General features: G+C 55.5%; 13 protein-coding genes. 11 read left to right on the top strand and 2 right to left on the bottom strand.

Annotated elements, in window-relative coordinates; all coding sequences use genetic code 11:
• Nucleotide 1 precedes the first annotated feature (1 nt).
• Nucleotides 2–2074 (bottom strand): ABC transporter substrate-binding protein, encoded by a 2073-nt coding sequence (locus tag OXG87_05615; protein MCY3869016.1) that lies wholly within the window; start codon nt 2072–2074, stop codon nt 2–4.
• A 101-nt stretch (nt 2075–2175) separates the two neighbouring features.
• Nucleotides 2176–3366, bottom strand: a complete 1191-nt coding sequence (locus tag OXG87_05610) for a sialidase family protein (protein MCY3869015.1) — start codon at nt 3364–3366, stop codon at nt 2176–2178.
• A 282-nt stretch (nt 3367–3648) separates the two neighbouring features.
• Here OXG87_05610 and OXG87_05605 point away from each other — a divergent pair, with 282 nt between their 5' ends.
• The 11 genes from OXG87_05605 (at nt 3649) to OXG87_05555 (ending at nt 21142) form a co-directional block, all read left to right on the top strand.
• The gene (locus tag OXG87_05605; GenBank protein ID MCY3869014.1) at nt 3649–6183 is read left to right on the top strand and encodes a GWxTD domain-containing protein; all 2535 of its coding nucleotides are present in this window, start codon (nt 3649–3651) and stop codon (nt 6181–6183) included.
• A 99-nt stretch (nt 6184–6282) separates the two neighbouring features.
• The gene (locus OXG87_05600) at nt 6283–7959 is read left to right on the top strand and encodes a CocE/NonD family hydrolase (GenBank protein ID MCY3869013.1); all 1677 of its coding nucleotides are present in this window, start codon (nt 6283–6285) and stop codon (nt 7957–7959) included.
• Nucleotides 7960–8185: 226 nt separating this feature from the next.
• Nucleotides 8186–8878 (top strand): FadR/GntR family transcriptional regulator, encoded by a 693-nt coding sequence (locus OXG87_05595; protein ID MCY3869012.1) that lies wholly within the window; start codon nt 8186–8188, stop codon nt 8876–8878.
• Nucleotides 8879–9185: 307 nt separating this feature from the next.
• Nucleotides 9186–10304 carry a Gfo/Idh/MocA family oxidoreductase gene (locus tag OXG87_05590; GenBank protein ID MCY3869011.1) on the top strand — a complete coding sequence of 373 codons (1119 nt, stop codon included), beginning with the start codon at nt 9186–9188 and terminating at the stop codon, nt 10302–10304.
• A gap of 50 nt (nt 10305–10354) precedes the next feature.
• On the top strand, nt 10355–11050 hold the full coding sequence (locus OXG87_05585) for a hypothetical protein (GenBank protein ID MCY3869010.1): 696 nt from the start codon (nt 10355–10357) through the stop codon (nt 11048–11050).
• 30 nt (nt 11051–11080) lie between these two features.
• Nucleotides 11081–14206: a TonB-dependent receptor gene (locus OXG87_05580; GenBank protein MCY3869009.1), complete on the top strand. Its 3126-nt coding sequence runs from the start codon at nt 11081–11083 to the stop codon at nt 14204–14206.
• Nucleotides 14207–14305: 99 nt separating this feature from the next.
• Nucleotides 14306–16522 (top strand): hypothetical protein, encoded by a 2217-nt coding sequence (locus OXG87_05575; protein MCY3869008.1) that lies wholly within the window; start codon nt 14306–14308, stop codon nt 16520–16522.
• A 28-nt stretch (nt 16523–16550) separates the two neighbouring features.
• A complete protein-coding gene (locus tag OXG87_05570; protein ID MCY3869007.1) occupies nt 16551–17489 on the top strand; it encodes a PorV/PorQ family protein in 939 nt (312 codons plus the stop codon).
• 193 nt (nt 17490–17682) lie between these two features.
• Nucleotides 17683–18879 (top strand): Gfo/Idh/MocA family oxidoreductase, encoded by a 1197-nt coding sequence (locus tag OXG87_05565; GenBank protein MCY3869006.1) that lies wholly within the window; start codon nt 17683–17685, stop codon nt 18877–18879.
• 39 nt (nt 18880–18918) lie between these two features.
• A complete protein-coding gene (fabG, locus tag OXG87_05560; GenBank protein MCY3869005.1) occupies nt 18919–19746 on the top strand; it encodes a 3-oxoacyl-ACP reductase FabG in 828 nt (275 codons plus the stop codon).
• Between the two features lie 22 nt (nt 19747–19768).
• The gene (locus OXG87_05555) at nt 19769–21142 is read left to right on the top strand and encodes a M20/M25/M40 family metallo-hydrolase (protein ID MCY3869004.1); all 1374 of its coding nucleotides are present in this window, start codon (nt 19769–19771) and stop codon (nt 21140–21142) included.
• The last annotated feature ends 46 nt before the right edge of the window (nt 21143–21188 follow it).

Here is a 21188-nt window from a genome sequence, read left to right as displayed (position 1 = left end):
ATCACCTATATGGCTCAATCGCATAACACTCAACCGCAGTATTTGCGGGTGTGCGAACCGACCATGAAGCCATGGCGACCTCCGGCACATTCCGAAATGTATTGTGTACCAGCATAATCGAAGGCATACTCCCGATTGTTCCGATTACCCAGAGATTTTTCCGGTTCAGTTCTATAATCTCTCCAAACAGCCGAACCTGTTCGGCCTCGTCCGGCGTCTCCTCAATCTGCCAGAACAGTTCAATGCAGCGCCGCATATCTCCCGTGGGCGTCTCCCCGCGTTTTCCATTGGTCAAAAGCCAATGCGTGAACCCAATCGCGTGGCTCGATCCCACATTATAGGGGACAAACAGGCGCGGCTCCAAAAGCGGGTTCTGAACTTCTCCCCCCGCAGTTGCCGCATCGTGTATCAGCGCCTTTCTTCGCTCGTAATAAAGCTGTCGGGCTTCCTCTTTAATCTCCGTCTTCACCCCCACCGCCGTCCAATAGTTCGCCACCAATTCCAGCACCCGGTTGTTGATCGACATCGTCTCAATTGCCACCCTGATCGGCTTGCCATCCGGACGCAGTCGCATGCCGGACGGGTCTTTCTCCACCAATCCCATCTCATCCAAAAGCGCGTTGGCCTTATCCGGCTCATATTCGATATATGCTTTTTCAAATGCCTCTGAATAATGCACCGACGTTTGCAAAGGCGCCGGTTGCCTCGGCTGACCGATACCAAACCCACCGACCTCGTTAATCGCCTCCCGATCAATCGCGTGTGACAGCGCGATGCGGAACCGACGATCCCATATGATTTCGCGCATCACGGGATCCTTGTGGTTCAAATTCAACGCAACGCTCTCTCCGCCGGTTCCCCCGGTAATCCAGTGCAACACCCGGTACCCTCCGCGCGACTGATTCTCCATAAATAAAGAATAATTTTCGATCAGAATGTGCCTCCCCTGCATCCCAATTTCTCCATTAATCGCTTTGAGATTGATCGTCTCGCGGTCGTAAATCTCAAAAGTCATACGATCAATATAGGGAAGCTGGTTCCCCTCTGGATCCACCTTCCAATAATAGGGATTGCGCTCGAACACAGAAGGACGGGCCGGTGGCGGCGCCACGACCACCCACGGCCACAGCCTGGGAATATCCGGATTTCGCCAATCCCGCTTATCTTGAAAAAGCTGGTGCCAGAAATCAAAACCGTGCTCCCGAGCCATCGCTTCTAATTTCTCCACTGGCACATACCGCGGATGAAACTGCGCCATATAATGCGCTGGATACCGCAGCATTTCGTATCCGCGCCCCCATGCCAACAATTTCAGGAAAAGACCATTGGGTCGCTTGAAGCGAAAACGCACGGTGTGCGCATCGACTTTTTCTATCGCCATCACCTCGTCTCCCCGCTGAAAATCCCGCGCAACCACCGGTGTCAACTCCTCGTTACTCAACACATTTTCATGCCAGAAGAAAATATCCTCTACCGTAAAGGGATGTCCATCTGACCAGCGCACCCCTTTTCGCAACCAGAATGTGTAAGTCCGTCCCCCATCGGCTATCTCCCAGTGCGTTGCCAGATTGGGAAGAATTTTCTGCCCCATCGGATCCCATCTCACCAGTCCCTCATAAGCAAATCGCGCTTCAACAATGCCTATATCTCTCGGTCCCGTTGCAAACCGCGTCCAGGTGCCTCCATAAGGCCCATTCTGATGGGGCGGCACGATCACCAGCGGATTTTCCGGCAACCGTTCCCCAACCGGCGGCAACTCACCTGCCGCCACCCTTTTTTGAAGCATTGGAGCTTCCCGAAACTGCCGTCCCCTTCTTTCCGGCCATTCCATCACCCGATGCACGGCTTTTGCGGTCTTCGGATGTCGGTCTGGCACCACAACCTGTATAGCTCTCTCTGCAGGACTTTGCACCAGCCTGCCCATAATCGCCTCAAACTCGGACGCCTGTTGCATCGACTCCGCATCTCTGGGCATCAGGTACCAGGTCACATATCCCAGTAACTCCACCAGGGCGATCAGCCCTAAAAAGACCACGACCACACCCATTCCTATATGCAGAATATTCCGGATCATTATTCTCCACCACATGTATAGAAAATCCCCGCCAGATAGCGCAACTGATGGGGACCTGCATTGCAAAACATAGATAATGGCAAATCAAGTGCTAACATTCCTTACTTCTGTGTTGGCACGTAGCGCGACCAGTCCTGCGTCCGGTTGCGCTCATGCTGCTTCCGTGTCCACTCGGCGGACAACTCCACATAGGGCTGAGAGGATGATGGGGGCAGCCACGGCATAGCGCCTTCCGGGAACAAAAACCAATCATGGCGAGAGACAATGTAGCCCCGAATAAAAGCCCGGGGGGCGTCATCGGTAATGTAATTGACCACGTACAGATCGCCGCTGGGGAGTTGCACCCATCCGGAATAGCCGCTATCGGGGTGAAGACTGCGGTCATTGTCCAGAAAGGCGAACCTGGCCTGGCGATAGTCGGTCGCGTAATCATCCGGGTTCGGATCGTCTCGGCGAACCGCCTCGGCAGGAGTCTCTACATACAGGGCCAGGCTGGTGGATACAGCAGAGCAGAAGCGGTAGGTGACAACGATCTCGCCAGACCGAACCCGGCCGACCGATGGACGGCCCAGGCAGGAGTACATCTGGCTGCGAAAGGCCTTAGACCATGTGCGGCCACCGTCGTCCGAAGTACTCTTCCAACCCGTGAACCGCTCCCCATCTTCACGCATGTAGCAGACCACCGTGCCATCGTCCAGTTCGGCAAAATCGCCTTCATTTAGCCGCAGGTAAGGCGGGGCTGGAACTACTGAGGGTCCCTCCCAGGTTCGACCACCGTCGCCGGAACGATAGATTGTCTGCTCTTCCTTCAGGCCGGAGAGTCTCCCGTCCGTAGAACGCTGGCGGGTCACACCGACGAGCAGGTCGCCATTGGAGAGCTCCTTGATGGAAGGCACGATCCCATCGGTGATGCCCGTCTCCACAGGACCCTCCCATGTCCGGCCCGAATCACTGCTCCAGAACAGCAGGTTCTCGACCGGATTCACCAATCGGTCTCGACCGGGCACGTAGAAATCTACGATCAGCAACAGGGTTCCATCCCGGCAGACTGTGATGCGGGAACAGTTCAGTCGCCCTTCCCCCTTCTCGCCATCCTTCTCAATGACTACCTGCCTGGGCTGCCAGGTGTAGCCACCGTCCTCGCTGTGGCGCACTACGATCCGCGAGAAGGGCCAGGGGCCATGAGCCATGCTCTCGCGGTAAGTGCAGACGAGAATGCCGTCCGGCGTCCGGGCAATGTCGGCAAAAGCCTCATAGACTTCGTCATCTCGTGAAACAGTGAGCTTCTGCATAGCCCTCCTCCTCTTCACCAATGTCCAAGTGTACCTGGAAAACCCTACCTGACAGTCTTCGGTTTAAGTTAGCTTTTTTTAAAAAATTTCAAAAGGAGTTTTTTCATCCAAAACTTCACGAGAACACAGCAATATAACGAGACCGGATTGTACCTGCCGCTTGACTTCCCCTGTTAGCAAACCTTATATTATTCTGAAGCTCTGTAAATGTGATGATAGTCAGAGAAGGATCCACCTTTACAGTCAAAATCCTGGTGGTTTTAGAGAGACTGGAGGTGTACGATGGGAATTTCTGTCGGATTTCGGCGTTTTACTTTCTCTTTTTGGGTCCCCTTTTGGACGTCAATCTGGATCCTCACACTTGCCATCTCTGCCCAGGATCTACCGTCCGAGGCGGCACCACAAGTCCTCTCCAAAGCCGAGCGGGACTCTATGATCACCCTGGGGGAGCAGCAGGTGCGAGCGCGCGAGTTGGGCAAGGCCGTTGATACATTTGCCCGCCTGGCCGAGGCATACCCGAAAGACGCCGCCCTTCAGATCCGGCTCGGCTACGCAGCCCTCAAGAAGGAAGACTTCGAGGTAGCCAAAGATGCCTTCTCCGCGGCCATGGAACTCAATCCCAACCTCCCCGATGCCCGCGTGGGTTTGGGGCTGACTCACGTCAAGATGCCTGGCAAAGGACTGGCGGCCTTTTACAATTTCCGACGTGCTGTGGGCGAGGGTAAGCGGGCGGCCAAGATCGATTCGGCTTACGCCCCGGCCTACTTGCTTCTCGGAGAGGCCTACGAAAACTTTCGGGGGGATCACCAAAAGGCAATTGGATACTATTTAAAATACGTCAAACTGGTGTCCGATGACCCGGATGGCCTCTACGCATTCGGGCTTTCCTGCGTGCGGGCCAGGCAATATGACAAGATTAACACCTACCTCATCCCTTACCTTGAGGCCAATCCCCAGGAGTTCCGGCTCCTCCCCCTGGTGGCCCAGGGCTATTTCTTCCATGAGCGCTTCGAATCCGCCCTGGAATACTTCGAACGCTATCTACAGAATCTGGACGAAGGGGAACGCCATATCTATACGGACATTTCACTCGTGGCCTCCAGGAAGGAACTCGACGATTATCGGGCTATCGCTGAAGCTGCGAAGCGCCAGGCCTATCTGGAACGGTTCTGGATGCGTCGGGATTCCGATATCCTGACCCCTGTCAACGAGCGTATCATCGAGCACTATCGCCGGGTGTGGTATGCCCGCAGCTTCTTCGCTGCGGGACCCTATCCCTGGGACCGGCGGGGAGAGGTCTATATCCGCTATGGGGAACCCGACTTCAGGTCGCGGTCCGACCTGAGGCAACTCAGTGTGAGTGCCGAAGTTGAGGCCGTGCGCACCCGGATGGCGGTGGATATGTATGGACCCGAGGCCAACTATTTGACTTTTACCGGACCGGTCTTCCCGGTCCGGACGCGCCGTGACGCTCTGTCCGATGACATCACCGTTGACCCTCGTCAGATGGCTGAAGGGACAGCCGTTGGAGATCCCACCCTGGATGATGAGAATGTTGAAGCGCTTTCGGGATCGACGGATTCGTATCTGGATCGCCTTATGTTGCAGAATATTCCCACCCCACAAGAAGAAGATGAACTCGGGAGCCTTTCCGATGATATCCTGGATATAAAGACTCGTCTCAATTTCCAGGGCTATACGCCCCTCACAATCGACAACGAGATCAATACAGTCCCCTGGGAGACCTGGACTTATACACAGATCCAGAACGGCATCGAGTTTACCTTTACCGACGAACTGGGCAACCGCACTTACGACTTTGCTCCGCTTCCCCCGATTCCTGCGGGACAAAGACAATTGAAATACACGGCGCGAATGCTCGAATATGCGCCCAAACTCGTCTTTGAAAGGACTGTTGGCGCAACCCCGGACTATTACCGTCCCAGCCTCCGAGGCTCTGCTCTCCATTTCTACTACGACCTGGCCGACTTCCGAGGCCCCGATGGGCAGACCACGCTCGAAGTCTATTACGGCATTTCACCCAAACAATTAGAATTCGTCGAAAAGGACACGGGTTCGATGGTCCATGTGCAGGCCGCACTGGCTCTGGCGGACGAAGGCCACACCAACATCTACCGAACGACAGATACGTTTTCCTATCGAAATACCGGAGAATCCGACTGGGCGAAGGGGACGTTTGTCCCCGACGTGCTTCAGGTCCAGGTGCCACCGGGAAAATACGAACTTCAGGTTCAACTCAAGGACCTGATCGCAGGACACGTCGGGGTCTATAAACAGTCGCTGGAGATTGAGGACTACCGGTCGATGACGCTCCAGATGAGCGACATTGAGCTCGCTTCTACCATTGGCGATAAAGGATCGAATGACAGATTTCGGAAGGGCAATATCTGGGTGGTGCCGATGCCCTCCCGTGCCTACAAATCGGATCAGAAGGTCTATGCCTATTTCGAGATCTACAACCTGAATAAAGACGCTTTCGGTCAGACCCGCTACAAGATGCAATATCTGGTTCGGTTTAGCCCCGAAGGTTCGGTGGGGATTGTCGGAATGGTTGCCTCAGGGTTCCGATCCCTCCTCAGGAGCAAGAAACCTCAGGTCTCAGTGACCTACGAGCAGGTCGGATCGGAATCGAGTGAAAATGAGTATGTAGAGCTGGATTTGAGCAAGACCAAACCCGGTATCAACGTCCTGGAAGTGACAATCACGGACCTGGTGAGTGGTGAGACGGCCACACGCGAGATCGGCTTCCACTATGGAAGACGGTCGAAAAACAAGCCTGCTTCAAAGGAGCATTAGCCTGGATGATTCATAAAGCAACCACCGATGGAAATAGAAAAAACGCGAGTGATTTGAGCGTTTTACACAGATAATGGATACATGTCAGAAGGAGCCCCCATGGAACCCAATTACGACGTAGATATGCAACTGGACGTAAAAGTCCCGATGCGGGACAGAGTTAACCTATCCGCCGATATCTACCTCCCCAGAGCCACGGGAAAATTCCCCACTGTCTTGATGCGTACTCCCTACAGCAATAACACCGATATCATGATCGAAAAAGCTCGGCGGCTGGCCAACTGCGGCTACGCCTGTGTAATGCAGGACTGTCGCGGTCGCTGGGACTCGGAGGGCAACGACTATCCTTTCCGGGAAGACAAAGACGGCTACGACACCCAGGAATGGATCGGTCGCCGGGAATGGAGCAACGGCAAAATTGGCATGTCCGGTGCTTCGTACCTGGGCCTGGTCCAGTGGCAAAGCGCGCCGCACAGAAGCCAGTATCTCACCTGCATTGCCCCTCGCGTCATCTGCTGTGACTACTTCAGCGGGCTGGTCTATCCCGGTGGTGCCCTTCAACTCAACGTCCTCATGACCTGGGGCATGCGTACTACCGCTCGCACTGCCCAGAGCATCGAATACCACAACTGGACTGAAGCCTTTCGTTATCTCCCCCTCATAGAAATGGACGAACAGGCTGGGCGCAACCTCGGCTTCTGGAAAGACTGGATTCAACACGCTACCTACGACGATTACTGGGACGAAATCAATGACGAAAAACGGTGGGGTGACATCGCTGTCCCCGCATTCAACATGGGCGGCTGGTATGACCTCTACGCCGCAAACACCTTCACCAACTTCAACGGTCTGCGGCAGCACGGCCGCACCCCCGAAGCCCGGCAAAGTAAGCTCATCGTCGGGCCGTGGCCCCACGTCTTGAGCGCCTCCCCCCGAACAGGCGACATCGACTTCGGCGACCACTCAATGGTGGACTTAGAGGCTCTGGAACTGCGCTGGTTCGACTACTGGCTCAAAGGCATCGACAACGGCATCGTAGATGAACCGCCCCTGCGTATCTTCATCATGGGCACCAACGAATGGCGCGATGAAAACGAATGGCCCCTGGCGCGCACCCGGTGGCAGAAATGGTACCTCCATTCCCGCGGTAGTGCCAACACCCTGCTCGGCGACGGGAGCCTGTCTCCCACCCTCACAGAAGGAGAGACTCTGGACCACTTTATCTACGACCCACGGTACCCCGTCCAGACCCTGGGTGGCAACAACTGCTGCTCGCCCCACATCGTGCCCTGGGGGCCCTATGATCAGCGCCCGGTCGAGATGCGCGGCGATGTACTCTGTTACACCTCGGCCCCCCTGGAAGCCGACATGGAAGTCACCGGACCAATCAAAGCCGTGCTCTACGCCGCCACCGACGGCCCGGACACCGACTGGACGGCCAAGCTGGTAGATGTCTCCCCCGCAGGTTACGCCAAAAACCTCTGCGACGGCATCTTGCGTGCTCGCTACCGCGAAAGCCTTACCAACCCAACCCTGCTCGAACCCAACCAGATCTACGAATACGAAATCGACCTCAGTGTCACCGGCAACGTGTTTCGGAAAGGCCACTGCATCCGTGTCGAAATTTCTTCGTCCAACTTCCCGCGCTTTGACCGCAACCCAAATACCGGCCACGAATTCGGCACCGATACAGAGATGCGCCCGGCTCGTCAGACCGTACATCACTCGAGACAGTATCCGTCTCACATCGTATTTCCCGTCATTCCGGCAACCTGATGCCAGACCTTTCCAAAGAGTAAGGTTCACCAATTCACAAGAGGTCAACTGTTTATACCTTCTCCTCAAACATTTCATCCCGAAGCCTATATGAATCAAAAAATCCTTGACAGAGGATGTGAATGAGTGTATTATTTTTACTAATGGTCTGACCATTATACCATATAATGATATAGCTGGTTTTGTAAACCAATATCTGTACAATGAAAGGTCGGGAGAATGGGATTTGTTTAATAGCATTGAAAAAGAAAATCTGAGTAAGAGGATCATCGGTGCAATCAAGAACCATATTTTGCAGAATGGATTGATGCCCGGAGACAGGTTGGCCACAGAGCGAGAGATGGCAGAAGCGTTTGGTGTGAGTCGTGCCTCCGTTCGAGAAGCGGTCAAGATCTTAGAGGCAATAGGCGTTCTGGAAGCTCGTCCCAAGCATGGGATCAGTGTCAGAGAGTTCGACCCGCAGGCTTTGTTTAAGTATCTGAGCTTTGTTCCATCTATAAATAAAAAGACGATTATAGAGATGTACGAATTGCGGCGGGCGGTGGATATTGGAATAGTGGAGATGGTAATAGAGCGCGTAACTGAAGATCTGTTGGAAGCGATGGAGCATCACCTGGAAGCGATGCGGGAGGCGTTAGAGCGTCCTGTCGAGTTTTACACGCACGACTGGGCGTTTCACTTTGCGACCTACGAAGCAACGGGGAACCTGGCGACTCAGGCTCTTGGACGAGTACTGAGTGAATTTTTCGTTACGGCGCACCGCGAGTGGTGGGACTGGGAGAGCATTGACCTGGAACACTTCCAGAACCACGAGCGGATCTTCCTCGCCCTGAAGGCGCGTGATCCTAATGGGATGCGGCAGGCAGTGTGGGATCACTTCGATACCGGCATGAGGCAATGGGTAAAACGCACGCAGTAAGCTCAGCCGAAAGGCGCATATAAAAAAGCCATTAGCTACCAAACCTTGGACGGAGGAGCTAATGGCCAGAACAATGTGAGGAAATATTATAATTTCTCTTCATTGCGCCTTTCAATATCAGAAAGATAGATTTTTATGTCAAGTAGAAATTAGAAAAACTTAATTAAATGTGAAGATTAGCGAAACTTAACGAAATATAGAATAGAACGGTTGGTGCGTTTTAGAAAGAAATCGTATTGCCTGAGGCTCATTTGTTGTAACGTTTTCATTTGCGTGACTTGAGATTGTTATCTGTCGGAGGGAATCGATGGCTACCTTGAAGGCGGGGATCGTGGGGCTTGGATTCGGGCAGTCGCATCTGAGGACATTCCACGAATACATCGACGAAGTGGATGTCGCTGCGGTATGCGATATAGACGAGGAAAAAGCGAACCAATTGGCCAGGGAATACGGGGTGCCCCGAGTCTATACAGACTACGGAGACCTGCTGGCTGACCAGGACGTGGACTTCATATGCACGGGCACGCCGGGATTTCGCCACGGAGATGAGTGTCTGGCGGCCCTGGAGGCGGGAAAGCACATCCTGACGACCATTCCGATGGTGGAGAATGCCGACAAGCTGCACCAGTGCATGGAAATCGTCAAGGCGGTAGAGCGAACGGGCCTGAAGCTGGCCATGGAGCAGAACAGCCGGTGGGATCCACGCACGATCACCCTGAGGCGGCTGGTAAAAGATGGCACAATCGGCGAGGTATGCTACGCCGAGTCTGAATATACACACAGCCTGGTGTACCTGTTTGTAAGAGATGGGAAAAAGACCTGGCGGGATGGGTTCGGTACGACGACGCAGGAGAGCATCTCTTCCGGCGGCGGCATTCACGCGATCGACGACATCCGCTGGATCATCGGGCAGGATTTCACCGAGGTGGTCGGGTTGGGAAACCGCATTTACTCGCCATATCGGACAGTCAACGACTGGGAGACGGCAATTTTCAGGACAACCGGTGGAGTGACGGTAAAGATTGCCTGTTGCAAGGCGATGGCCTGGCCCGGCTGCAACCTCTACAAGTCGCTATACGGCACCAGGGCGGCCGTTGAGGGAGATCGGCATAATGGAGTGCTCGGTATTGCACATGCACAGGAGGAGAGCGGGCTTCCCGGAGAGATTGAGCCCCTGGAGTTGGTGGGGCTCGAACTGGATGCCGAGGTTGCCAAAAGAACCGGTCACGGCGGCGGGACGTACCACAACTGCCGCGACTTCGTGGACGCGATATTAGACGACAGACTGCCATTTATCAACGTCTATGAGGCGGCAAAGAGCTGCGCTGCGGCAATCAGTTCGCTAATCTCGATCAACGAGGGAGGCCGGAAGGTCTATATCCCCCAGTTTTACAATCGGCTGGGTCCGGAAAGGGAGATCATCTGAGACGAGTGGGTTGATCGAAAAATGACTGCGTGTTTTCAAAGTAGGTGTTTATGAGAAGGATCATGGGTTTATGGATTCTTTTGTGGGTATTATCGCCCACGGCTTTTGCTGTGGCTCAGGAAGAGGGCCACAGAGGGGGGTTCGGCGTATTCGCCGAGCTTTATTCGCCGCTGTTTAACTTCAGGGATATGTACACCGAGGGATTCAAGCTTGGGGCTGCTGCGCACTTTGTAACCAGTCCGGCACGGATCGTGGAAGTGGAGTATTATTACTCGAAGTTTGCGGGCGGCAGTCTCGAAGAGCGGACGTTTCGGTTCAAGGATGGAAGGGACTACACAAGTCCACAGGCCAAGTCCGATATGACCTTTAACTGCCTGGTGGTCAACTGGCTTTTCGCCTTAAAGGATAAGAAGTTCGAAGGCGAAGGAAGCATTCCCTATCTTACCGTTGGAGCCGGGTTCCACAACTACCATTCTAAGGTGAGCGGACTCATCTTTCCCGAACAAGGGGGAGCTACGCTGGATCAGACCCTGCTCCTGGAGGCGATCGACGATACGCGGACAGCGCTGGGTGTAAGCGGTGGGGCTGGGATGCAGATCTTCCTGGGACCGAAGGCTGCCCTGGACCTGCGTGTGAGTTACAATGTGATCGTTGGGGAACTCAGGCCTTTCCTGAACTGGGGTGTGAAAAAGACCCATCCGTTTCACTTGTTCGACATCGGGGCTGGAGTGAAGTTTTATATGTGATCCGGAACCTGTTAATAAAAGGAGAAGAATATGAAGAGTGATCGTGTTTTCTGGATTGTATTCGCCTTTCTGCTGCTGTTCTCGGTGACCTCTGAGCAGGCAGTTGCCGGAACCACGGGAAAGATCAAAGGTCAGATCGTGGACAGCAACGGTCAGGCGTTGCCCGGGGCAAATGTGATCATCGAGGGCACCTCACAGGGTACCACCACAGGGCCAGATGGGGACTACTTGATCTTGCTGGTGAATCCGGGGACCTACACGCTGACAGCGTCCATGATCGGCTACGATCAGATTTCCAAGACGGACGTCCAGGCCATCGCTGACTTCACGACAACTGTAGATTTTACCCTGAAGGAGACCGCCCTGGAGATGACCGCAATCGTGGTCGTTGCTGAGCGGCCTCCAGTAGAGCCGGATAGGACAACCACCAAATACATCCTGGACAACTCCAACGTCGAGGAGGTCGCTCCCATCGTCAAGGACACCGAACAGGTGCTTGAGCTCTTGGCCGGGGTCGGTCTGGACGGAGACACGTCGATCCGGGGTGGAGACACGTCGTCATCTGGCTCTGGGAGCAGTGACGTGGTTTACTACGTCGATGGAGTACCCATGTCTGCAGTCAATGTGGAGCGGCGGTCGCACGCCAGCCGAAATTTTCAGAGCGTCAACTCCAGTGCTGTTCAGGAACTCGCTGTGGTTACAGGCGGGATGGAGGCTGAGTTCGGCAACGCCCAGGCGGGTGTTGTCAACATTGTGACAAAAGAAGGGAGCAGGGACTTCCACGGCAGCCTGGATTACCTGTTGAATCCGGCCGGGAAAAAGCACTGGGGCAGCAATGTCTATGACAGCCCCTATTATCAAGATAAGATGAAGTGGAACGATTCGAACTGGACGGGCGAAACCGATCCGGTGACCGGACGGAGGGTGCACGAGCGGATCGACTACACCGGCGTGATCGGCCACCGCATAGAGGGGACTCTATCCGGACCGGTGATCGAAAATGCCTCCTTTTTTACCTCGGCCAGGTATCGGGGGTTGGCGGCGATATTTCCAGAGGGCAAACAGCGCGGCTTCTACCTCTACCCAGACCGAAAATCGGGTTGGATTGCCTCTCCTGGCAACATTGAGACCTCCTACAAACTGACCGGGATCGCGCGCTCAAAATTCAAGGTGGGCGTGGGGGGCATCTACGGCCGTTCAGGAAGCTACTGGGGAGGCTCAGGCGCCAGAAGGCAGTTGGGCCGCGACATCTTTCTCCCTGAGGGGAGTGGGGCCGGGCAGGTCAAGTATAAAAACGACCTGGTCTATGTATCGCTGACCCACATCCTGACGCCCAAGACATTTTACGAGGCGAAGCTTTCCTTTTTCCGAGATAACCAGGACACCACCAACGTACCGGTAGATCAATACGGAGAAGGCATTACCGAGGACATTCGCCGGGACGCGGACGGCTACTTCACGGCCGCTCCCTCGACGAGAACCGAGTATCAGCTTACGAAGCGAGAACGGGTCAACTTCAAGCTCGATTTCTCCAGCCAGATCACAAAGGGGCACTTCGTCAAAAGTGGGTTTGAGGTCGCGTTCGACAAGGTGCTGACCGTATGGGAACGCTGGCGAAGTATGACGAGTTTTGCCCTGCGCGTGGCCGGGAAGCCATATACCAGGGATACGCCGTGGGAACCCATCCAGTCGTCCTGGTACATCCAGGACAAGATGGAGTTTCACGGGCTGGTCCTGAACGTGGGCGCTCGCTATGACCGACTGGATTGGGGCACCCAGGTGCCTCAGGGCGAACACGGACTCTGGTCGATGGCGCCGATGACCAAATCGTGGACGCGCCAACAGCTCATCCCTCTGGTGGATGCCAAGGCCCTGCAGGCCTGGAGTCCCCGGGTTGGAGTCTCACACCCGATCACCGACAGAGCTACGATCCGCTACTCTTTCGGAGTGTTCCGCCAGTTGCCCTCCACATGGTACATCGCTCAATACGGATGGGTTAGTCGAGCCCGGGCAGCGGATTTCAACAACAACGGACAGATCGACCCGACAGAGGTCGGGAACCAGTCGGACTCGCGGGACTGGTCCGGATTCTGGAACCACATTAAGTATGAAACGACCACCAGCTTCGAGGTCGGGACCGACTGGAACTTTGTCGGGGACTACATAAGTTCTCTGACGGTCTTCTACAAGAGTGGGACGGATCAGTTCTTCTACGGCAATAGCTACTGGTGGGACCCGCAGAAGCAGGCTCCCCAACGCGGTGGGGCCGACTGGAGGAATAACTCCTATGAGGACGTCCGGGGCATCGAACTGTCGCTGAGGAAGAATCTCAGCCACGGGTTCTCATTCCTGGTTTCGTACAATAAGCAGTGGGTGTCGGCCGCACGCCAGTCCGGGTGGTGGAGGACCTACTTTGTGCCCGACTCGAACTGGGTCGCCACCGGATCCAACTACTATGTGACGCACTCCCGGGACACCAACGGCGACGGGCAGGTGAACAGCAGCGATTCCGGAGCGGAAGTACCGGTGCTGCTGACCGCTGAGGAGATCCAGGAATTCGGCCATCGGGCCAACGAACGGCTCCGGGCCATACAGAATGGCACCGCGGCGGACTACGACCCGCTCAAGGAATCCGAGATCAAAGAAATGGAGGATTGGCCAGGCATGTGGTCCTACAAACAGTTTAACGTAAACCCCCGGGGACGGAACACAGCACAGGGGACTTTTGGGACCGAACGGCCGGGTTTCGGATCGGTGGTGTTTGTTTATCACTCGCCGACGGACTATGGACCGGTGTGGGGCGACATCAGCGTCACGATGGTCTATCGGATGCAGGAGGGGAGGGCTAGGCGGTTCGCACTGCCTGGCGAGCCACCGAAGTGGTGGTTCGGACCTATGCATACCCGGACCGACCTGGCCTTTGTGAAGCGGTTCCAGATCCGCAACCAGGTGCGCTCTACATTCTATTTCAACGTCAGGAACCTGTTTAACCAGCGCGATCTACAGCCCAGGCCGGCTGAGGACTGGTGGAAAAACGGTCTGGATCGGCCAAGGCCCGACAGCGGCACGTACAAACAGTTCGGCGATACCGGAGAACTGAGCCGATATGCCGGGTTTCCAAGAGAGATCGAGCTGGGAGTGATGGTGTCCTTCTGACAGGTCAACTCTGTTTTATATCTCAGGGCTTGGGATTGAGGCGGACACAGGCTGTGGCCCGATCCCAGGCGCTCCTTATTATCACAAGGAGGTTTCAAGATGCGAATAGTGAGAATAGGCTTCTGGCCTGTGGTGCTGTCGCTGTTGTTCCTGCCGTGTAGCCTTTGGGCCCAGGCTGCGCCGATGCGGAACCTGACCCGGGGACTGCTCTGGTCGGGCTATCGCAGCAACGGCATCCAGGGTAAGACCGAGGGCATGACCAGGAGCTGGACGAGACTGTGGGACGCGGGCTTGATGTACCCCGGTGCTCCCATTTTGGAGGGAGACTTTGAAGACTACTGGGGAGTTAAGGAGAGCATCGACTTTGCGGACCGTTCGACCCACACCAGCCAGGGAGAGGGGATCTATGTGCTGACAAAGGACGAGAACGGCTTCTACAATGTGTCGATGTCCAATCCCCGGATAGTCACAGAGGATATCGTGCCGATGACCTACGATGCCTCCGCCGGTCCTGAGAAAGACCTGGGCGTACGGACGGTCTCTCCGGCGACTGGAGCAGTGACGGCCAACTACTGGCCAGGAGCACCGCCGGTGGTCAACGATGTGACGGAGATCCACAACTTCGACTACAACCGGTACATTCCCAACGACACCCAACCCGAAGAAATCCTGATTACGCAGTGGGGCACCGAAACCGGGATTGTCGTGACTCGAAAGGCCAAAGCGTGGGGCTACCCGGACTACGACGACTTCATCATTCAAGAGGTCATTCTGGAGAATACCGGGACGAAGCAGTTGAACGATACATACCTTTCATTTTTCAATCTGCCCAGAGTCTCCCGGGCAGGGCATATGTGGACGGGCTGGACCAGCGGCTGGGAGGATGTGAGCCCCCGGGTGCAGGACGACTGGTTCAAGTACAGCGAAGCGCCCAATTTCGATGGCCACGCGGATCTGAGAGGAAAAAAGATCCAGTACGTCTATGACGGCGACTACCCCTTTGACCAGGCCGATGACACGGGTGAGCCTGCCCGGCTGGCCGAGGCCCCGGGCAATGTCCGAAACTCCGGCCTCCTCAAGGAAGGGCAGCTCCGGGCATTTCAGTATATCGGGCTGGCCCTGTTAGACGCCGATCCGACCGACGGGTTCGCCCAGGACGACGAGGTCTATGTAGCACCGAAGAATCCCGACCAGCCAGCCTTCCCCTTCTGGTGGCAAATCCGCAGCCTGGACGACATCGATACGCCGGAGCATCCTATGTCCGACGAGGAGATCTACCTGGAGATGACCGGGCAGGGAATGCGCCCCATCTCGCCAAAGCACCCCCAGGACAATCCCACAGAGCTTATGAACATGGGCTTCGCTCAGACCTATGGTCCCTACGATCTGGGCCCCGGCGACAAAGCCAAGGTCGTGGTGGCCTGGGTAGCTGGCACCGGAGCCGAATTTGCAAGCTCAGGAGAAACAGTGGACATTTTTGGATGGAGTAGACAGCCGGGAGCTCAGGCTCAGGTGCCCGACGGTGAACGGGCACTGGCCCAGCACCTGGATCGGGCCCGGTTTGCCTACGCCAACAACTACGATATCCCCGACGCGCCGCCCGACATCAGATTCACGGTGGAAAGCGACGAGGACGGGAACAACCTGCTGTCCTGGTCTGCCGACGCAGAGGCCGCTGAAGACCCCGACTATATGGGGACCGCCGAGGCGCGGGATGTAGCTGGCTATCGGATTTACCGGTCAGAACTCACATCTATGGGACCCTGGGAGCTTCTGGTGGACCTCCAGACCGGCACGCACAGCTATAAGGATGCCTCCTCGCTCGCGGGGTTCAGTTATTGGTACTCTGTCCGAAGCTACGACACTGGGCACACCGACTGGAACGGCACAGGAATGGCGATTCCCTCCCTGGAGAGTGGTCACGGCGCGCCCGAAACGAGGACGCACCTGCAAAGCATACCCTTTGTGGTGGCCTCCGATAAGAAAGACCGATTCGAGGATCCGGTGATTGTGGTGCCCAACCCATTCAGACTCGACGACATCCACCGCTACCCGGGCGGTAGCGAAGAGATCCGATTTGTGAATGTGCCCCGAAGGTGCAAGATCTCGATCTTTACCGTCTCTGGAGATCTGGTCGCGGTGGTCGATAACCCGGTGCGGACAAGGTCCCCGATTCGGGGAGAGACGAGTTGGAATCAGGTGGTACTGAATTTCGCGTCGAAGGTCTCGACGGGAAAGTATTTCTTCGTGGTGGAGTCGCTGATGCCGGGGAGCGAGGGCGAGAAGAAGACAGGGACATTTATGATTGTCAAATAACCGTGCGACCATGAAAGGAGGCATAAAAATGAGACGCAGTCTGTTGATAGCCACTTTGGCCGCACTGATGGGGCCGCTTCTGGCCGTGGATGCAGAGGCCATCTTCAAGAAACTGGGCACGACCGGGTTCTACTTTGTGAAAATTGGCCAATCGGCTCGCCCTGTGGCGATGGGATCTGCGTATATGGCTATTTCTAACGATATCAATAGCATCTTCTGGAATCCGGCTGGCCTGACCCACATCGAGAGGGCTGCATATACCTTTTCTTACAATCGCTGGTTTGCCGATTCAAAACTCTACTCGGGTGCCGTGGCTTATCGTTTCGGTGCTTCGGTCTTCGGGATCAGCATGGTGTCGTTTCGGACGAAGCCATTTGAGGAGACGACCATTTTCGAACCCATGGGCACCGGCAAGATGGTAGAGGGGGACGACATCGCGTTTGGTGTTGCCTATGCCTACCAGTTCACCGATAGGCTCTCTTTCGGTGCAAACTTCAGGTACCTTCAAGAGTCTCTGTTCGAAGATTCGAATACGACTTTTGACGCCAGCGTCGGTACGCTTTTCTACACTGGTTTCCAGTCTTTCCGGTTAGCGATGACCCTGAAGAACTTTGGGCAGGACAACACCGTTATCGCAGAGAGCTCTTTTATGCCGGTGGTTTACACAATCGCCGGGGCCATGGAGGTGATCGGGAAGGTGGGAGATCCCACTTATCTAACACTTTCAGCAGAGAACGTGTTTGCGATTGATTACGAAGGACGCGTTCACATGGGTGCTGAACTGTGGTTGGCCAATACACTGGCACTGAGGGGGGGATACAAGTGGAATTACGACGCCGAGGATTTCAGCGTCGGCGCCGGGCTCAAGCGGGCTTTCGGTGCGGCGTCGCTCAGTGTAGATATCGCTTACACCCATAGCAAATTCTTCAACGCACCTTTGAGATTCACGGTGAACGGGACGTTCTGAGGCGTCTGTAATGGTATGCCTAACGCCGGGGGCATGGAGAGATCCAAACCCCCGGTGTTGATTTTGCGGACTGTTCTCGTATTTCTGTCCTCATTTTTTTCTGGTGGTCCTTGACCGTATTCTTGAATCAAACGGATATCCAAGGGACACCAGTTTTTTTTGAGGAATTCATTTAAAGGTGGGAGTGCTGGAAATGAAGACTTACAAGGTCGGTGTGGTCGGGCTCGGTCACGGAAGAAGCCATGTTCGTCTAACCCACGAATACCTTGAGCAGACCGAGTGCGCTGTGATCTGTGATGTGAACGAGGAGCGGCTGCAGAACACGGCTAAAGAACTGGACATAGGCAAGACAACCACGCATTACGCGGACTTGCTTTCGGACACGGACCTGGACATTCTGTGTATCTGTTCGCCCTGTCATATCCACGGGCAGATGGTGCTGGCAGCGCTGGATGCCGGCAAGCATGTGATGGTTGAGACGCCGATGGAAAACGAGTCCATGGAACGGCTCTGGAAAATTATCACGATGGCCGAACGCCGGCATCTGAAGGTCCAGATGGACTGCCCGGACCGGTGGATCCCGGAGTCAGTGAAGATGAAGCAGTTGATCGACGATGGCCATGTGGGGGAAATCTATTACGTGATCTGCGAATATTTACAGGATATTCGGCAGCAGGGCGGAGGCGGACTCATGAAAAAAGAGGGTTTTCGGATGGGCTACGGGGTGAAGGCACAGGAATCTGTGTCTGCCGGAGCGGGTATCTATGCTGTGGACACGGCCCGGTGGTTTCTGGGAGAGGACTTCACGGAGGTTTTTGCCTACGGCAATCGCAAGAATCTGCCCAGCCGGAACGTGGACGACCACGATGTGGCTCTGTTTCGGACGGCCTCCGGGGCGATTGCACGGGTCCAGTGTTCAAAGGCAGCGAGGCGTCCCTACAAGGAAATTACAAAATCGGTGTGGGGTACGAAGGGCACGATCGAATCTACGGGGTATCTGCCTGCGCCCCCGGACAGTACGGGACTTTACGGATGTCTGGTGGAGGACGGCGCCGGACCCAAGCCTTATACCGGGCCTTACGAGATGCGTCCGATTGAGGTGCCGCCAGTTCCACTACCGGAGTGGATCACCCAAGATATGGTCAGGAAGGTGGGGCATGGCGGTGTGGAATTCTTCAGTTGGATGGACTTGATCCACTCGATCGAGAACGATTGTATGTCGGAAATCAATGTCTATGAAGCGGCGCGCACATGTGCCGGAGCAGTTGCGGTCAACGAGTCGAAGGTGGCGCATCGACCGATCTCTATCCCACAGATTGCGGATCGACACGATGAGATGAAACCGCTCTATCCACTGCCCTATGGGGAAGCGTCGAGTGCGGAGCTTTGAGGTGCCGATTTTTCATAAATTGTCCTGGAGGCCGGAATTATGGAGAACGATACAAAACCATTCCCTCTTCAAGGTCTGGAAGATCGCGTTGCCGTGGTGACCGGCGGGGGACGAGGAATCGGCCGGGCGATCTCCCGAGAACTGGCGCGCCAGGGTGCGGCGGTGGTGGTCAACTACGCCGCCCATGCTCAGGCGGCCGAAAGTGCTGTGATCGAGATTGAGCGGGATGGAGGACAGGCTATGGCGATCCAGGCCGATGTGTCGGATCGCACAGCGGTGGAGGCCATGGTCCATGCAGCGGTTCAACGTTTTGGCGGTATCGATATTCTGGTCAACAACGCCGGTATAGATGTCGCCGTATCCGTTCTCGATACAACCGATGCCGATTGGGAGCGGATTTTTGCGGTGAATGCCCGGGGGTGCTTTCTTTGCACGCAAATCGCGGCTCGGGTTATGGTCGATGTTGGGGACGGTGGACGGATCATCAATATCAGTTCGCTCAACGCCCGCCTGGGCTGGATTGCGAGAGCCGCCTACAGCGCCTCCAAGGGTGCGATGGAGGCCTTTACCCGGTGTTGTGCCCGGGATCTGGGACAGTATGGGATTACAGTCAACGCCGTGGCACCCGGTGCGATTCGGACCGACATTTGGGGCGATGCGCTCACGCCCGGCGTTGAAAAGGCACAGGCCGAGCGCGTTGCCCTCGGGCACATCGGAGAGCCGGAGGATGTCGCAGGGATCGTTGTATTTCTGGCATCCTCAGCCGCGCGCTTTATCACCGGCGAGGTTATCCTGGTGGATGGTGGCCGGGGGACATGCGATTACCTGCCGACAGAGCATGCATTAGAGGACAAAATGTATCCGTAGATTTGATCAGGAGGGCGTTAAAATGGCAGAGGATACACTTAAACAGATTTTCGAATATGTTGATCAACATTTCGACGATCATCTGGCAGCTACGCAACGCTATCTTCGCCAACCCAGCATCTCAACGGAGAATTTGGGGATACAGAAGTGTGCCGAAATGACCGCAGAGATGCTGCGAGACCTGGGTGCAGACGCGAGGCTGGTCCCTCTGAAAGGCGGTCATCCCGTAGTGTACGGCCATTTGATGTCCAGCAATAGCGATCGCACCCTTCTGGTCTATGGCATGTATGACGTCCAACCGGTAGATCCGCTGGAGGCCTGGGATTCGCCGCCCTTTGAGGCCAGGATTGTGGATGGCCGTATCATTGCCCGAGGTGCCATAAACACCAAGGGACCGCTGATGGCTTTTATTCACGCCGTCCATTCTATTCAGGCTGTCACGGGTGATGTGCCCGTCAACCTCATTTTTCTCATAGACGGTGAGGAGGAATTGGGCAGTCGGCATCTGCCTCAGTTTATTGAGCAGTACACAGATGAGTTGAAGACGGCCGATGCGATGTACTACCATCTCCCATTGGAGACCGTTAAAGGCCATCCGCAGGTAAGTCTGGGGTTCAAAGGCATTGCCTATTTTGAGCTGGCAGTCAAAACACTGCCGACTGATGCGCATTCCATGGTCGGGCCTGTGGTCAACAGCCCGGTGTGGCGACTGATCTGGGCACTTAATTCTATGCGCGGGGCCGACGATCGAATTGTGATTGATGGTTTTTATGAGAATGTACGGCTTCCCACTGAGGATGATGAGCGCCTGCTCACCGATCTGCTCGATATCTGGGGCCCTCGTGCCTTCAAGGAGATGTACGGTATTACGGAATTCCGTGAAGGGCTTGATGGCCTGGATCTTGTCAGAGAAGCGATTTTTGCGCCTGGCCTGAATATCGACGGCTTTCTGTCCGGCTACACTGGGCCCGGACCCAAGGCGATTGTGCCTGCTTCGGCGATGTGCAAGATAGACATCCGGCTGGTGCCGGATATGACTGTCCAGGAGATTTTGGACAAGGTACGCGCCCACCTGGACCGGCATGGGTATGGCGACATCGAACTGAGATTTGTGACCGGATACGATCCGGCCAGGACATCGCCGAAAGAGCATATCGCGCAAGCCGCTGTCAGAGCCCTCAGAAGATTAGACGCCGAGCCTGGAGTTGTGCCTATATTACCTGGAACGGCTCCGCAAGTGTTGTTCAGCGAGCCCCCGTTGAACATGCCCTTTGTGATGTCGGGACTCGGTCACGGCTGGTTATTGCACGCCCCTAACGAGTATTTCGAAGTGGAGGGCCTGCGGGCATGCGAAAAGTCGGCGGTTGCGCTTCTGTATGAATTTGCAGATGCTTGATGGTTGTGGCGGAAGAGTCGTCGGCCGCCACAGTGAAGGAGATTGA

Source organism: Gemmatimonadota bacterium, assembly GCA_026706845.1.
Taxonomy (GTDB): Bacteria; Latescibacterota; UBA2968; order UBA2968; family UBA2968; genus VXRD01.
Note: the sequence above shows the minus strand (reverse complement) of the source record. Positions and strands in the feature narration are given on the sequence as shown.

What these genes read in the sequence shown, in the direction of transcription:
- OXG87_05590 (MCY3869011.1), top strand. Translation starts at nt 9,186, where the DNA reads ATGGCTACCTTGAAGGCGGGGATCGTGGGGCTTGGATTCGGGCAGTCG.
- OXG87_05610 (MCY3869015.1), bottom strand. Translation starts at nt 3,366, where the DNA reads ATGCAGAAGCTCACTGTTTCACGAGATGACGAAGTCTATGAGGCTTTT.
- OXG87_05585 (MCY3869010.1), top strand. Translation starts at nt 10,355, where the DNA reads ATGAGAAGGATCATGGGTTTATGGATTCTTTTGTGGGTATTATCGCCC.
- OXG87_05570 (MCY3869007.1), top strand. Translation starts at nt 16,551, where the DNA reads ATGAGACGCAGTCTGTTGATAGCCACTTTGGCCGCACTGATGGGGCCG.
- fabG (MCY3869005.1), top strand. Translation starts at nt 18,919, where the DNA reads ATGGAGAACGATACAAAACCATTCCCTCTTCAAGGTCTGGAAGATCGC.
- OXG87_05605 (MCY3869014.1), top strand. Translation starts at nt 3,649, where the DNA reads ATGGGAATTTCTGTCGGATTTCGGCGTTTTACTTTCTCTTTTTGGGTC.
- OXG87_05555 (MCY3869004.1), top strand. Translation starts at nt 19,769, where the DNA reads ATGGCAGAGGATACACTTAAACAGATTTTCGAATATGTTGATCAACAT.
- OXG87_05565 (MCY3869006.1), top strand. Translation starts at nt 17,683, where the DNA reads ATGAAGACTTACAAGGTCGGTGTGGTCGGGCTCGGTCACGGAAGAAGC.
- OXG87_05575 (MCY3869008.1), top strand. Translation starts at nt 14,306, where the DNA reads ATGCGAATAGTGAGAATAGGCTTCTGGCCTGTGGTGCTGTCGCTGTTG.
- OXG87_05580 (MCY3869009.1), top strand. Translation starts at nt 11,081, where the DNA reads ATGAAGAGTGATCGTGTTTTCTGGATTGTATTCGCCTTTCTGCTGCTG.
- OXG87_05615 (MCY3869016.1), bottom strand. Translation starts at nt 2,074, where the DNA reads ATGATCCGGAATATTCTGCATATAGGAATGGGTGTGGTCGTGGTCTTT.
- OXG87_05600 (MCY3869013.1), top strand. Translation starts at nt 6,283, where the DNA reads ATGGAACCCAATTACGACGTAGATATGCAACTGGACGTAAAAGTCCCG.